The organism is Streptomyces actinomycinicus (genome assembly GCF_016741775.1).
GTDB classification, from domain to species: Bacteria; Actinomycetota; Actinomycetes; order Streptomycetales; family Streptomycetaceae; genus Streptomyces; species Streptomyces actinomycinicus.
Genome location: NZ_JAERRK010000002.1, coordinates 34,841 through 48,041, shown reverse-complemented (window position 1 = coordinate 48,041; position 13,201 = coordinate 34,841). Strand labels below are relative to the sequence as shown.

The following is a 13,201-nucleotide window of genomic DNA, read 5'->3' as shown; positions in this document are numbered from 1 at the left end:
TACGCTGCTGCCGTGGACCTTCACAAGCAGACCGCACCCACAGCACCCCCCGCGGCAGCCGAGCTGCGTGCCTCCGACGCCGACCGTGACCGGGTCGCCGACATACTGCGGGAGGCCCTGGCCGAGGGCCGGCTGACCGCCGACGAGCACGCCGAGCGCGTGGAAGGTGTGCTGCACGCCAAGACGGTGGGGGAACTGGAGGTCTTCATCCGCGACCTGCCCGCCGCCCACCGCGGTCCGGCCGCTCCGGGCTACGTGCCCGTGCCGCCGCGTCCCAGTCCCGGAGCGATCCCGGCGGAGGCCGACGCCAGCGTGGTGGCGGTGTTCAGCAGTGCCATGCGCCGGGGCCGCTGGCGCGCGGGGCGCCGGCTGCACGCGTACGCCGTCTTCGGCAGCGTCGAGATCGACCTCAGCGAGGCGATCTTCGAGTACCAGCAGGTGGTGATCAAGGCGGTCTCCGTCTTCGGCGACGTCCAGATCCGGGTGCCGGAGAACGTCTCGCTGCGCGGCACCGGGGGCGGGGTGCTCGGCAACTTCGAGGTGAGCCCGCTGGACTCGGTCGACCCCGACGCCCCGGTGGTCTACGTCGACGGCTGGGCCGTCCTGGGCAACGTGGAGGCGCGGCCCCGGCGGGGCAAGACGGTCGCGGACATCCTGGAGCGGGTGCAGGACAAGCTGGACCGCGCCCATGACAAGGTCGACCGGAAGCTGCGCAAACACCTGGGGCATTGACGTCGACCGGAAGCTGCGCAAACACCTGGGGCATTGACGGTCGCGAATCCGCGGGCGACCGGAAGGGCCCGCTCCGCCGATGGCGACCCTGCGGGGGCGTGAACGAGCCGCCACGCGCCTGCGGTTGGGAACTCTGTGCATAGGCGCGCGCACAGCGGGTAGGCCTTGCTGCATCGTCTCTCGCTCGCGAAGCCGTCGTCAGGAGTAGACCCGTGCTGCAACCGCCGCATTCGTCCCTGCAGGTAGCTGCCGTTCCAGCCCAGCGGGTGCCAGCGCGAGACAGGGAGCAAGACGCACCCTGGCACACCGAGGCGGTGTGCCGGCGCGACGAGGCCGGGCTGTTCTTCGCCCCGTCGAAGGAGCCGACTGCCGCCCGGCTGTCCCGCGAGGAGGCGGCCAAGCGCGTCTGCGCCCGCTGCCCGGTCATGGTCGAGTGTCGCGAACACGCCCTCCTCCAGCCCGAGCCCTACGGTGTCTGGGGCGGCCTCACAGCAGCCGAACGCCGCGTGGTCCTGGCACGGCGGCGCAGGCGCGAACTCGAACTGAAGAAGGCGACCCGCGCAGCAGCGGCGGACCGCATAGCGGGCTGACCCCAGCAAAAGCGCCCCCTCCGCACAGGGGGCGCTTCTGCACGCCGTCGTGACCGCGCAAGGGCGGTGCCTTCGCGCCGCCGTGGCTGCAACACCCAAGGGGCGGTGCCTTCGTGCCGCCGTGGCTGCGACGCCCAAGGGGCGGTGCCTTCGCGCCGCCGTGGCTGCAACACCCAAGGGGCGCGGGGAACTGCGCGACCAGCCACGGCGCACTCGCACACGCCGACGGACGCGCAGCCCCCTCCCGGTGGGCGCCCTCGATCAGAGCGACTCAGTGGGCGCCCTCGATCAGACCGACCCGGTGGGCGCCCCTGGACCCGGAACTACTTGGCCCGGTCGAAGTCGATCGCGCTGTAGGCCCGCAGCTTCCGCAGCCGGTGCTCGGAGTCGATCCTGCGCACGGTCCCCGACTTCGACCGCATCACGATCGACTCGGTCAGCGCCGTCTCCGACCGGTACCGAACGCCCCGCAGCAGCTCACCGTCGGTGATACCGGTGGCGACGAAGAACACGTTCTCGCCGGACACCAGGTCGTCCGTGGTGAGCACGCGGTCCAGATCGTGCCCGGCGTCGATCGCCCGCTGCCGCTCCTCGTCGTCCTTGGGCCACAGCTTGCCCTGGATGGTGCCGCCCAGGCACTTCACGGCGCAGGCCGAGATGATGCCCTCGGGGGTGCCGCCGACGCCGAGCAGCAGGTCGACGCCGGTGCCCTCGCGCAGCGCGTAGACCGAGCCGGCGACGTCACCGTCGGAGATCAGCTTGATGCGCGCCCCGGCCTCCCGGACCTCCCGGATCAGGCCCTCGTGCCGCGGCCGGTCCAGGATGACGACGGTGACGTCCTCCGGCGAGGACCGCTTGGCCTTGGCGATGCGCCGGATGTTCACCTCGACGGGTGCGTTGATGTCGACGAAGTCCGCCGCCTCCGGACCCGTGACCAGCTTGTCCATGTAGAACACGGCGGACGGGTCGAACATGGCGCCCCGCTCGGCGGCGGCGAGGACGGCGATCGCGTTCGGCATGCCCTTGGCCGTCAGCGTGGTGCCGTCGATCGGGTCGACGGCGATGTCCACCTCGGGACCGGTGCCGTCGCCCACCTGCTCCCCGTTGAAGAGCATCGGGGCCTCGTCCTTCTCGCCCTCGCCGATGACGACCACGCCGTTCATCGACACGGTGGAGACGAGGGTCCGCATGGCGCGCACCGCGGCACCGTCGGCGCCGTTCTTGTCACCGCGCCCCACCCAGCGGCCCGCTGCCATCGCGGCGGCTTCGGTCACCCGGACGAGTTCCAGGGCGAGGTTGCGGTCGGGAGCCTCGGAGGGAACATCGAGCTCGGACGGGAGATGATGATTTTCGGTCATCGGAGCGCACCTTTCTGATACGACGACGGCCGGATGAGGGTAATGAATCCTGACTCTATCGCCGAGCAGGCAGAATGAGCAGGGGACCCCACGGATGAGCGCCCGGGGCACCTGCGACGATAGGGGGCGTGGCAGGTTCGAAAGGCAAGCAGCAGACGGCCCGGGACATGATCATCTCCCTGGCCCTGATCGGCATCGCGGCGGCGGTCGTCTATTTCCTCTCCGTCCCGCACGACGATCACGCACCCGACCTCAAGCGGGTCGACTACGGGGTCGAGCTGGTCACGGCCCGGCGGGCGGCGAGCTACCCGGTGGCCGCGCCCGAGGGTCTGCCGAGCACCTGGAAGGCCACCTCCGTGCGCTTCCAGGGCGAGAGCTCCGACCGCTGGCACCTCGGCTTCCAGACCCCGGACGACCAGTACGTGCAGATCGAGCAGTCGACGCAGAAGCCGTCCGAGTTCATCGACCAGGCCAGCCAGGGCGGGAAGGCCACGCAGCGGACCGAGCGGATCGACGGCCGCACCTGGACCCGCTACACCGGCGGCCGGTACGACGCCCTCGTCCTGCAGGACACCCCCGGCTCGACCACGGTGGTGGCGGGCACCGGCTCCTTCGAGGAGCTGAAGACGATGGCTGCGGCACTGACGCTGAAGTGATCGCTCGCGCGCTGATGGCGCCGGCGGTGGCGCCGGAGCTGAGGTGATCGCGCGCTGAGGACACGACCGTCCGCCGTGCGTGACGGCGACGGTCACGAAGAGGCGACGGTCATGAGGAGGCGACCGTCTACGAAGAGGCGACCGTCTACGAAGAGGCGACCGCGTACGAAGAGGCCCCCGGCGGCGCCGGGGGCCTCTTCGTGGGTGCGGACTGCCCGGACGTGCGGGCTGCCCGGACCGTCAGACGGTGGTGACGACGTCCTCGTAGGCCAGACGCGGCGAGCGCGGGAACCAGGCGTCCGCGCCCGGCTTGCCGATGTTGACGACCATCAGGGGGGTGTGGTCGTCGTCCAGGAACTCCTTGCGGACGCCCTCGAAGTCGAGGCCGGTCATCGGGCCGGCGGCGAGGCCGGCGGCGCGGACGCCGATGATGAAGTACGCGGCCTGGAGCGCGGCGTTCAGCGCGGCGGCACCCTCGCGGGCCGGACGCTCGCTGAAGAACACGTCCTTGGCCTGCGGGAAGTGCGGGAAGAGGGTGGGAAGCTCCTCGTGGAACTCGTTGTCCGCGGAGAGGATGGCGACGAGCGGGGCGGCGGCGGTCTTGGGCTGGTTGCCCTCGGCCATGTGCTGGACCAGGCGCTCGCGGGCCTCGGGGGAGCGGACCAGGGTGATGCGCAGCGGCGACTGGTTGAAGGCGGTGGGGCCGTACTTGACCAGCTCGTAGATCGCCTGGACCTGCTCGTCGGTCACCGGCTCGTCGCTGAAGGTGTTCGCGGTGCGGGCCTCGCGGAACAGCAGGTCCTGGGCGGCGGGGTCAAGAACGAGAGACATGCGTGTACTTCCTTGGGGGTGCCTTGTTCCGACGTACCGGACCATGGTCCGGATCGGCTGACGACACCGACCCTACGACAGGTGAAGTTCAAGCTTCAACAAATGTCGGGGTGCGGTGACGCGCCTCACAGCCGCGGCCGGTCCTATGCGCCCGACCGCTTCTCGTCCTCGGCCTCCTCCTCGGCCAGCGCCGCGTCCAGCCGGGCCCGCGCCCCCTCCAGCCAGTGCCGGCACACCTCGGCCAGCTCCTCGCCGCGCTCCCACAGCGCCAGGGACTCCTCCAGCGTCGTACCGCCCGCCTCCAGCCGCCGTACGACCTCGATCAGCTCGTCCCGCGCCTGCTCGTACGAGAGCGCCTCGTCCACCTTGCTCGTCATTCGCCCACCTTCACCGTGAATTCACCGCCGGCGACCCGGGCGCGCAGCGCCTCACCCGCCGTCACCTCGTCCGGACCGCGCACCACGTGCCCGTCGGCCCTTTGCAGCACCGCGTAACCGCGCCGGAGCGTTGCCGCGGGGGAGAGGGCCACCACGCGCGCGTGCGTGTGTGTCAGCTCCGAGTCCGCGCGGTCCAGCAGGTGCCCCAGCGTGCGGCGGCTGCGGTCGAGCAGCGAGGACACCTGGTCCGCGCGCTCGTCGATCATGCGGTGCGGATCCTCCATCGAGGGCCGCGCCAGCGCGTGCGCCAGCCCGCGCTCCTCCCGCTCCAGGAACGCGTTCATGCAGCGCCGCGCCCGGTCCCGCAGCATCCGCACCCGCTCCAGCTCCTCGCCCACGTCCGGTACGACCTTCTTGGCCGCGTCCGTCGGTGTGGAGGCACGCAGGTCCGCGACGTGATCCAGCAGCGGGTTGTCCGGCTCGTGCCCGATCGCGGACACCACGGGCGTACGGCACTCGGCCACCGCCCGCACCAGCTGCTCGTCGGAGAAGGGCAGCAGGTCCTCGACGCTGCCGCCGCCGCGCGCGACGATGATGACGTCCACGCCGTCGACCGCGTCGAGTTCCTTGACGGCCTGCACGACCTGCGGGACGGCGTGCACGCCCTGCACGGCGACGTTGCGCACCTCGAAGCGGACCGCGGGCCAGCGGTGCCGGGCGTTCTCCAGCACGTCCCGCTCCGCCGCGGAGGCCCGGCCGCACACCAGCCCGATCAGCTGCGGCAGGAACGGCAGCGGCTTCTTGCGCTCCGGCGCGAACAGCCCCTCGGCCGCGAGCGACTTCTTCAGCTGCTCGAGCCGGGCCAGCAGCTCACCGACGCCGACGGGCCGTATCTCGGCGGCGCGCAGGGACAGCTGGCCGCGGGGGGCGTACCACTCGGGTTTCGCCAGGACGACGACCCGGGCGCCCTCGCCGACGACGTCCGCGACCGCGTCGAAGACCTGGCGGTAGCAGGTCACGCTGACGGAGATGTCGTACGAGGGGTCGCGCAGGGTCAGGAACACGACGCCGGCGCCGGGGCGGCGCGACAGCTGGGTGATCTGCCCCTCGACCCACACCGCCCCGAGCCGGTCGATCCAGCCCCCGATCATCCGGGACACCTCACCGACGGGGAGCGGGGCCTCGGGGGTCGTGTTGACAGCCATGCGGCGAGCCTAACGGCCGGGACCGACAGTCCGGCTGCGCGTTGCGGGGCGACGGCCGGCTGCGCGTTGCGGGGCGACGGCCGGGTGCGCGGCGCGGAGCGACGGCGGGTGCGCGCCGTGGAGCGACGGCACGATGCCGGGTGCGGGTGCGGGTGCGGGTGCGGGTGGGAGCGGGTGCGGGCGCGGGTGGGAGCGGGAGCGGGAGCGGGTGTGGGTGCGTTGTGGCTGAGCGCGCAGGTCCCCGCGCCCCTGGGGGGTGCGGCGGGGCCGGCTGTGAAGTTCTGCCGGCGCCCGTCCCGCGGAGCGATCCGCGGGCTTCCCGTGGACCGGCCGGCAGGCGATCTCGTGGCGGCGGGCGCACCCTTACGATGGGACGCATGACAGCTTCGCCTGGCCGCCGTGTCCTGCTCGCCGCCCCCCGGGGCTACTGCGCCGGTGTGGACCGCGCCGTGATCGCCGTCGAGAAGGCCCTCGAACAGTACGGGGCCCCGATCTACGTCCGGCACGAGATCGTCCACAACAAGTACGTCGTGCAGACCCTGGAGAAGAAGGGCGCAGTCTTCGTCGAGCGCACGGAGGAGGTGCCGCCGGGCAACATCGTCATGTTCTCGGCGCACGGCGTCGCCCCCGTCGTCCACGAGGAGGCCAGGCAGGGCCGCCTCGCCACCATCGACGCCACCTGCCCGCTGGTCACCAAGGTGCACAAGGAAGCCGTCCGGTACGCGGGCGAGGACTACGACATCCTCCTGATCGGCCACGAGGGCCACGAGGAGGTCATCGGCACCTCCGGCGAGGCCCCCGACCACATCCAGCTGGTCGACGGCCCGGAGGACGTCGCCAAGGTCGAGGTACGCGACCCCTCGAAGGTCGTCTGGCTCTCCCAGACCACCCTCTCCGTCGACGAGACCATGGAGACCGTCGACGCCCTGAAGACCAAGTTCCCGGGGCTCGTCTCCCCGCCCAGCGACGACATCTGCTACGCCACGCAGAACCGTCAGCTCGCCGTGAAGCAGATGGGCGCCGAGGCCGAGCTGGTCATCGTCGTCGGTTCGCGCAACTCCTCCAACTCCAAGCGGCTCGTCGAGGTCGCCAAGCTGGCCGGGGCCCGCGAGGCCTACCTGGTGGACTTCGCCGACGAGATCGACGAGGCCTGGCTGGAGGGCGTCGGCACGGTCGGCGTCACCTCCGGTGCCTCCGTGCCCGAGGTGCTCGTCGAGCAGGTCCTGGAGTGGCTCGCCGAGCGCGGCTACGCGGACGTGGAGCTGGTCAAGGCCGCCGAGGAGTCCATCACCTTCTCGCTGCCCAAGGAACTGCGCCGTGACCTGCGCGAGGAAGCCGCTGCCCTGGTGGCCGCGCGCGGCGGGACCGGTACGTCCGAGGCGTGACCGTCAGTCGCCCGTCGTAACGTGGAGCCATGCAGATCTTCGGCGTGGACATCGGCGGATCCGGGATCAAGGGCGCCCCTGTGGACCTGGACCGGGGCGACCTGGCCCAGGAGCGCTGCAAAGTGCTCACCCCGCACCCGGCGGTCCCTGACGGCGTGGCCGACGGGGTCAAGCAGGTGATCGACCACTTCGGGTGGACCGGCCCGGTCGGGCTGACCTTCCCCGGGGTGGTCACGGGCGGGGCCATGGTGCGTACGGCGGCGAACGTGGACCCGGGCTGGATCGACACCGACGCGCGCGCGTTGTTCAGCGACAGACTCGGCGGCCTCCCGGTGACCGTGGTCAACGACGCGGACGCGGCGGGCGTCGCCGAGATGCGGTTCGGCGCCGGCCGGGGCCGCAAGGGCACGGTCATCCTGCTCACCTTCGGCACCGGCATCGGCAGTGCCGTCTTCGCCGACGGCGTCCTGGTGCCGAACACGGAACTGGGCCACCTGGAGCTGAACGGCCACGACGCGGAGAAGCGCGCCTCCAGCAAGGCCAAGGACGACCACGAGCTGAGCTGGCAGCAGTGGGCCCACCGCGTGCAGAAGTACCTGGCGCACGTGGAGATGCTGTTCTCGCCGGAGCTGTTCATCGTCGGCGGCGGCGTCAGCCGCAAGGCGGACAAGTTCCTGCACTTCATCGAGGGCATCAGGGCCGAGATCGTCCCCGCGCAGCTCCAGAACAACGCGGGGATCGTGGGAGCGGCGATGAGAGCGGCCGAGAAGGCCTGAGCCCCCGGCCGCCAGTTCCGGTCCCGCCCGCTCAGTCGCGGCGCCGCTGCTGCCGTACCCACTGCACCCGGCGCACGAGCACGATCACCCCCGCGGCGAGCGTGCCCCCGTACAGCCAGCCCGCCTGGGTGGCCAGCCCGGTGAAGAGTCCCATCAGGCGGCCGGCGAGGCCCGCGCTGCCGCCGGCCACGGGCAGCAGGCCGGCGGCGAAGGCGATCGGCACCACCACGGGCGCGGTCAGCACGTCCCCGGCGCGCACCCACAGCGCCGTCAGCACGCACACCGGCAGGAACAGCACCCCGTACGCCGTCAGGGAAGCCCCGAAGAGCAGCTGGTCGAGGTAGCCGAGCAGGCACATCGCCAGGATGCAGAACAGCCCGCCGCCGAGCCCGGTGAGCCGCGGGTTCGGCAGCCGCCCGCCCGCCCCGGCAGGGCGTCCGCCCGCACGCGCGGGCCGCCCGCCCGCCCCGGCAGGGCGTCCGCCCGCACGCGCGGGCCGCGCGGTCCGGGCCGCACGCGCCGGACGGGCCGCTCCCGGTGCGGCCCTGCCCTCCCCGCCCGGCCGGCGCCGGGCCTGTGGCGGCAGCGGTGCGGGCGGTGTGCCGCGTCGCGGTCCGTCGTTCGGGGGTCGCGATCTGTGTTGCTCCATCGGACCAACTTAGGTCTGTTTATGTGCCCAATCAGCCCTCAGACACGCCGATGCGGAAGGCTCGGCCGGGCGTTCGACGCTTCCGTGAGCCGATGGCGCGGGACGCCGTAAACTGGTGGATCGGCCAGTGTCGGTCTCTGGCCCCTGGCAGCCCCCTGGCCCACTCATCTACGGGAAGTCGCAACGTGTCGCTCACGATCGGAATCGTCGGCCTGCCCAACGTCGGCAAGTCGACCCTGTTCAACGCCCTGACCAAGAACGACGTGCTGGCGGCCAACTACCCGTTCGCCACGATCGAGCCGAACGTCGGCGTGGTCGGCGTGCCCGACGCCCGTCTCGCCAAGCTCGCCTCGATCTTCGAGTCGCAGCGCATCCTCCCGGCCACGGTCGACTTCGTCGACATCGCCGGCATCGTGCGCGGTGCCTCCGAGGGCGAGGGCCTCGGCAACAAGTTCCTCGCGAACATCCGCGAGTCCGACGCGATCTGCCAGGTCATCCGCGCCTTCAAGGACGAGAACGTCGTCCACGTCGACGGCAAGGTCTCGCCGAAGGACGACATCGAGACGATCAACACCGAGCTGATCCTCGCCGACCTCCAGACCATCGAGAAGGTCCTGCCGCGCCTCCAGAAGGAGTCCCGGATCAAGAAGGACATCGCGCCGAAGGTCAAGGCGGTCGAGGAGGCCAAGGAGATCCTGGAGAAGGGCGACACGCTCTTCGCGCACGGCATCGTCCAGGGCACCGAGCGCAACGAGCTGCTGCACGACCTGCACCTGCTCACCACCAAGCCGTTCCTCTACGTCTTCAACGTCGACGAGGACGAGCTGACCGACGAGGAATTCAAGAACGAGCAGCGCGCCCTGGTCGCCCCCGCCGAGGCGATCTTCCTCAACGCCAAGCTGGAGGCCGACCTCGCCGAGCTGGACGAGGACGAGGCGCTGGAGCTGCTCCAGTCCGTCGGCCAGGAAGAGCCCGGTCTCGCCACCCTCGCCCGCGTCGGCTTCGACACCCTCGGCCTGCAGACCTACCTGACGGCCGGCCCCAAGGAGTCCCGCGCCTGGACGATCAAGAAGGGCGCCACCGCCCCCGAGGCCGCCGGTGTCATCCACACCGACTTCCAGAAGGGCTTCATCAAGGCCGAGGTCATCTCCTTCGCGGACCTGGTCGAGACCGGCTCGGTCACCGAGGCCCGCGCCAAGGGCAAGGCCCGCATGGAGGGCAAGGACTACGTCATGCAGGACGGCGACGTGGTGGAGTTCCGGTTCAACGTGTGATCGCTGCTGTACCGAGCGCCAGATGATTCGTCAGGCGCGCAGGTCGAAGGGGCCGGGCTCTGGTGAGCCAGGCCCCTTCCGCGTTCCTGCGCTGACTTGGTGCTGACTTTCAGTTGCCCCGCGATGGGGTGAGCTTGTCGAGGTCCACGTTGATCTCGAAGGGCACAGGACGTTCGAGGGCGCCCCGGAAGATACCCGCGGGCGCGTAGACGCCGGTCGGTTCGTCGAGTTCGTAGACGTGCACGACAGGAGCGCCATCTTCTTCTTCGATGCACCAATAGTGCGAGATCTTGGCTTCTGCGTACTTGTGTAGCTTCACCGTGCGGTCACGGTGGGCGGATTCCGGTGAGACGACCTCGATGACGAGCCGGACCTCTTCCGGCGCGTACCACGTGCGGTCCGGGTCGTAGGGCGCGGTCGTCACGAGCAGATCCGGCTCCGGCCGGTTTCGCTCGTCGAGGCGGATCGTCATCTCCCGTTCGACCTCGAAACCGGCGGGCGCGGTGGCCATGAGTGTGGTGGTCAGGGAGGTGACAACGCGGCCATGCCAGGACCGCTGGGGCGACATCATGAAGACGAGGGCTCCGTCGATCAGCTCGGTGTGGCGTGGCGCCTCGGGGAGGCGGTCCAGGTCCTCCGCGAGCCAGCCTTCCTCGCGCGGCGGGCGCATCCAGTCGGGCAGTGCGGTCATGGCTAAACCGTAGCGACTCGGCGAGGTCCGGGCCACGAGATCGTCAAGGGGCGACCGCCTTCCTGGCTGTCCTGAAAACCCCGGACCTGCCGCCGGTGCTGATTCTGTGCTGACTTGGATCTCTCAGAAGCCCGTTTTCGCAGGTGAGAGCGTTGTGGTGGACGTTCCGGTTCAACGTCTGAGCGGATGAAGTGACACCAGGTCGCTGACCTGGCAAACATGCAGGTCAGAAGGGGTCGGACTCTGTCGAGTCCGACCCCTTCGCCGGCACCGTGCGGGATGGGTGCTGGATGTTCTGACGCGCAGTCAGCGGCAATCAGGTCTCGTAAACGGTGGACCGGTGCCCCACGTGAACCCCCCAGACCACCAGCGCTCCGTTGTCGATCGTGTAGACGACCCGGTAGTCGCCGACTCGCAGCCGACGGCGTTCTGGCTGTGACACGAGCGCGGTGGTGTTGAAGCCGAGGGGGTCGCTCTCCAGCCCGGTCAGTTTGGCCAGCATGCGCAGGGCCATGTCGCGAGGGATCTTGCGAAGCTCCGCCCGCGCCTCGGGTCGGAAGACGGTTCGGTACTCACTCACCGCGCGCCAGCGTCTCCCTCATGATGTCCTCGATCGGGATACCAGGTGCCGGGTTGGCCATGCGCTCGTCGATGATCCGGTTGATCTCGCGCTCTTCCCACTCCTGGTACTTGCGCAGCACCTCGATCGACACCACGGCGGCGACTTGCTTGCCGCGACGCGTGATCACTGTGGGTACGTCATCGCGATCGGCGCGCTCCACGACCTCCGCCAGGTGGGCGCGGACATGTCGGATGGACTCTACGGGCAGTGGCTGCGTCATGCGCTCAAGGGTACCGAGTGTGCCATGTGTACACCACGCGCCGGACAGGCTTCGCTCGCCACGGACGCGTGTGCTGGATGAACCTGCACGGCGACATATTTGTGCCGGGTGCGAGGTCGAGGGCCCGGTGTGGGGTGGGCTGGGCCCTCGACTCGCTTCCGGTCGGCCGGGCGGGGGGTGTGCCGCGGCCGGCCCGGGAGGAACGCTCCGCGAGGGATCGGTCAGTCAGGTGACCGGCGGATCGCAATCCCGTGCTCATTCTGTGCGGCCCGGCCCGGCGAGCCCAGGCTCCTCGCAGGAAGCTGCCAGTCGTTCCTGGCAGCGTGCCGGCCTGCCAGGAGAGGCTGGTCCCCGGGTGGGCCAGTGCGCCGGCAGCGGCTAGTCCTCAGGCGGGGCCGCGGGCGGTGCCGTCGGTGGGGTCTCGAGCGGTGTCGCCGGTGGTGCCGTCGGTGGGGTCTCGAGCGGTGCCGCCGGTGGTGCCGTCGATGGGGTCTCGAGCGGTGCCGTCGGTGGTGTCGCGGTGGGGAGCAGGCCGAGTTCGGCCGCGCGCAGGCCCGCCTGGAAGCGGGACGTCGCGCCCAGTGCCGCCATGACCTCGGCCACGTAGCACTGATACGTGCGCGTGGACACCGACAGCTCATCTGCGGCCTGCGCATCCGTCATCCCCGAGTGCAGACAGCGCAGGACCCGCTCCGCCAGCTCGGCGCGGGCGCGACCGCCCCAGTCGATCCGGGCCCGCACCGGTGTCGCGCCGCGCCACACGGCGAGGAACAACGCGTGCAGCGCCCCGACCACGCCGCCGGCGCGGGTGAGGGACACCTGGGGCCCGAGGGGCGAGTCGGCGATCAGCAGCGCGCTCCGGCAGTCCACGACGACGCAGTCGATCAGCGGTACGCGGGCGGTTCTGACCTCGATGTGGTCACTGCCCGCGACGCGCTCCCAGAACTCCCGAGTGCCGGCCCGCCCGGGCCCGGAGTGGGTGATCCGCACCCGTACCGTTGCCTTCCGCGCCCGTAGGGCCTCGATGAACCGGCGGGAACGGGGGGTGTGCTCGGCGAAGCAGATGTCCACCGACTGCCGCGCCCGGCGGACGAGTTGTGCGACGGCCTCCACGACCGACGTCTCGTCCGGTGCCACCGGTGTCGTCCAGGACCGCTTGACCTCCCCGCCCCGGTGCAGGGCCGCGGTGTCCTGGATCAGGGAACTCACCTTGAGGAGGGACCGGACGATCTCGTCCTTCCCGGGCCGTGAGCCCGTACGGCTCTCGTCCCACGGATGCCCCGGACCCGCTTCTGTCGCATCGATGTCCACGAACACATCACCTGTAACAGGGCGTCGGCACCGGCTCGACGGCCCGTGCGACCGTCTCCGCTGTCGCTGCGCCCTCGCCCGCACTTCCGCAGGAGGCACGACGGTCCCCGGGCCTCGCCTCGTCCGGGCCGGAGGGCACCCACCGGTGGTCCACCGCTCTCATCACTTCCTTTCGTCGTCAAGCCGACCGCGGCTTGTCGGCCACTGTCCGTCGGCAACACTGAGGAACCGTCGAGAACGATGCGATCAGCTCTCGACCGTCCTGCGCCGAGGAGCCGACACCGCGGGAGATTAACCACCGATCTGGACCAATGGTCCTTCCGTGGCAGCAAGATGCGCCCATGGCGGACGGTACGGCGCGCCGCCTGGAGTGCGCGGGGTCGTACGGCACGCGCAAGGGCCGGGCCGGGCAGCCGGCCCCGAGGGGGCTGCCCGGCCTTCGTGCGCTCGGCCGTTCGTGCGCTCGGCCGTTCGTGCGCTTGGCCGTTCGTGCGCTTGGCCGTTCGTACGGCCGGCCCTTCGTA

15 protein-coding genes are annotated in these 13,201 nt (G+C 70.8%); 6 read left to right on the top strand and 9 right to left on the bottom strand.

Annotated features, from left to right (window positions below; translation table 11 throughout):
* Nucleotides 1-12: 12 nt before the first annotated feature.
* Both JK359_RS04240 and JK359_RS04235 read left to right on the top strand, forming a co-directional pair.
* Nucleotides 13-732 carry a DUF1707 SHOCT-like domain-containing protein gene (locus tag JK359_RS04240; RefSeq protein WP_201831764.1) on the top strand — a complete coding sequence of 240 codons (720 nt, stop codon included), beginning with the start codon at nt 13-15 and terminating at the stop codon, nt 730-732.
* Nucleotides 733-944: 212 nt separating this feature from the next.
* Complete coding sequence (locus tag JK359_RS04235) at nt 945-1,322, top strand: WhiB family transcriptional regulator (RefSeq protein WP_201831762.1); 378 nt, start codon at nt 945-947, stop codon at nt 1,320-1,322.
* 323 nt (nt 1,323-1,645) lie between these two features.
* On the opposite strand, the gene glpX is transcribed toward JK359_RS04235, so the two are convergent.
* The gene (gene glpX / locus JK359_RS04230) at nt 1,646-2,680 is read right to left on the bottom strand and encodes a class II fructose-bisphosphatase (RefSeq protein ID WP_201831761.1); all 1,035 of its coding nucleotides are present in this window, start codon (nt 2,678-2,680) and stop codon (nt 1,646-1,648) included.
* Between the two features lie 128 nt (nt 2,681-2,808).
* Here glpX and JK359_RS04225 point away from each other — a divergent pair, with 128 nt between their 5' ends.
* A complete protein-coding gene (locus tag JK359_RS04225; RefSeq protein ID WP_201831759.1) occupies nt 2,809-3,336 on the top strand; it encodes a DUF4245 domain-containing protein in 528 nt (175 codons plus the stop codon).
* Between the two features lie 240 nt (nt 3,337-3,576).
* Here the strand turns inward: JK359_RS04225 and JK359_RS04220 are convergent, their stop codons facing one another.
* The 3 genes from JK359_RS04220 to xseA all read right to left on the bottom strand — a co-directional run bounded on the left by JK359_RS04220 (nt 3,577) and on the right by xseA (nt 5,749).
* Entirely contained in the window at nt 3,577-4,167 is a 591-nt protein-coding gene (locus tag JK359_RS04220; RefSeq protein ID WP_201831757.1) for a malonic semialdehyde reductase, read from the bottom strand.
* A gap of 143 nt (nt 4,168-4,310) precedes the next feature.
* Nucleotides 4,311-4,544, bottom strand: coding sequence for an exodeoxyribonuclease VII small subunit (locus JK359_RS04215; RefSeq protein ID WP_201831755.1), 234 nt, complete (start codon nt 4,542-4,544; stop codon nt 4,311-4,313).
* Nucleotides 4,541-5,749 carry an exodeoxyribonuclease VII large subunit gene (xseA, locus tag JK359_RS04210; RefSeq protein ID WP_201831753.1) on the bottom strand — a complete coding sequence of 403 codons (1,209 nt, stop codon included), beginning with the start codon at nt 5,747-5,749 and terminating at the stop codon, nt 4,541-4,543. The genes JK359_RS04215 and xseA overlap by 4 nt, the downstream gene beginning before the upstream one ends.
* Before the next feature lie 368 nt (nt 5,750-6,117).
* Between xseA and JK359_RS04205 the strand changes: the two genes are divergently transcribed.
* The gene (locus JK359_RS04205; protein WP_201831752.1) at nt 6,118-7,134 is read left to right on the top strand and encodes a 4-hydroxy-3-methylbut-2-enyl diphosphate reductase; all 1,017 of its coding nucleotides are present in this window, start codon (nt 6,118-6,120) and stop codon (nt 7,132-7,134) included.
* 29 nt (nt 7,135-7,163) lie between these two features.
* Entirely contained in the window at nt 7,164-7,910 is a 747-nt protein-coding gene (gene ppgK / locus JK359_RS04200; protein ID WP_201831751.1) for a polyphosphate--glucose phosphotransferase, read from the top strand.
* Nucleotides 7,911-7,941: 31 nt separating this feature from the next.
* Here the strand turns inward: ppgK and JK359_RS04195 are convergent, their stop codons facing one another.
* Nucleotides 7,942-8,559 carry a DUF6542 domain-containing protein gene (locus tag JK359_RS04195; protein ID WP_201831750.1) on the bottom strand — a complete coding sequence of 206 codons (618 nt, stop codon included), beginning with the start codon at nt 8,557-8,559 and terminating at the stop codon, nt 7,942-7,944.
* Nucleotides 8,560-8,744: 185 nt separating this feature from the next.
* On the opposite strand from JK359_RS04195, the gene ychF reads away from it, so the two are divergent.
* Complete coding sequence (gene ychF / locus JK359_RS04190; protein ID WP_201831749.1) at nt 8,745-9,833, top strand: redox-regulated ATPase YchF; 1,089 nt, start codon at nt 8,745-8,747, stop codon at nt 9,831-9,833.
* A 109-nt stretch (nt 9,834-9,942) separates the two neighbouring features.
* Here ychF and JK359_RS04185 read toward each other — a convergent pair whose 3' ends face one another.
* The 4 genes from JK359_RS04185 to JK359_RS40080 all read right to left on the bottom strand — a co-directional run bounded on the left by JK359_RS04185 (nt 9,943) and on the right by JK359_RS40080 (nt 12,677).
* A complete protein-coding gene (locus tag JK359_RS04185) occupies nt 9,943-10,524 on the bottom strand; it encodes a Uma2 family endonuclease (protein WP_201831748.1) in 582 nt (193 codons plus the stop codon).
* A 316-nt stretch (nt 10,525-10,840) separates the two neighbouring features.
* Nucleotides 10,841-11,104 carry a type II toxin-antitoxin system RelE family toxin gene (locus tag JK359_RS04180; RefSeq protein ID WP_201831747.1) on the bottom strand — a complete coding sequence of 88 codons (264 nt, stop codon included), beginning with the start codon at nt 11,102-11,104 and terminating at the stop codon, nt 10,841-10,843.
* A complete protein-coding gene (locus tag JK359_RS04175; protein WP_201831746.1) occupies nt 11,097-11,366 on the bottom strand; it encodes a type II toxin-antitoxin system Phd/YefM family antitoxin in 270 nt (89 codons plus the stop codon). Before JK359_RS04175 ends, JK359_RS04180 begins: the two co-directional genes overlap by 8 nt.
* Nucleotides 11,367-11,744: 378 nt before the next feature.
* A complete protein-coding gene (locus JK359_RS40080; protein WP_307787952.1) occupies nt 11,745-12,677 on the bottom strand; it encodes a helix-turn-helix transcriptional regulator in 933 nt (310 codons plus the stop codon).
* Nucleotides 12,678-13,201 lie beyond the last annotated feature (524 nt).

Excerpts from the sequence above, each read along its gene's own strand:
- glpX (WP_201831761.1), bottom strand. The coding sequence starts at position 2,680 with ATGACCGAAAATCATCATCTCCCGTCCGAGCTCGATGTTCCCTCCGAG.
- JK359_RS04220 (WP_201831757.1), bottom strand. The coding sequence starts at position 4,167 with ATGTCTCTCGTTCTTGACCCCGCCGCCCAGGACCTGCTGTTCCGCGAG.
- JK359_RS04215 (WP_201831755.1), bottom strand. The coding sequence starts at position 4,544 with ATGACGAGCAAGGTGGACGAGGCGCTCTCGTACGAGCAGGCGCGGGAC.
- xseA (WP_201831753.1), bottom strand. The coding sequence starts at position 5,749 with ATGGCTGTCAACACGACCCCCGAGGCCCCGCTCCCCGTCGGTGAGGTG.
- JK359_RS04205 (WP_201831752.1), top strand. The coding sequence starts at position 6,118 with ATGGGACGCATGACAGCTTCGCCTGGCCGCCGTGTCCTGCTCGCCGCC.
- ppgK (WP_201831751.1), top strand. The coding sequence starts at position 7,164 with ATGCAGATCTTCGGCGTGGACATCGGCGGATCCGGGATCAAGGGCGCC.
- JK359_RS04195 (WP_201831750.1), bottom strand. The coding sequence starts at position 8,559 with ATGGAGCAACACAGATCGCGACCCCCGAACGACGGACCGCGACGCGGC.
- JK359_RS04185 (WP_201831748.1), bottom strand. The coding sequence starts at position 10,524 with ATGACCGCACTGCCCGACTGGATGCGCCCGCCGCGCGAGGAAGGCTGG.
- JK359_RS04175 (WP_201831746.1), bottom strand. The coding sequence starts at position 11,366 with ATGACGCAGCCACTGCCCGTAGAGTCCATCCGACATGTCCGCGCCCAC.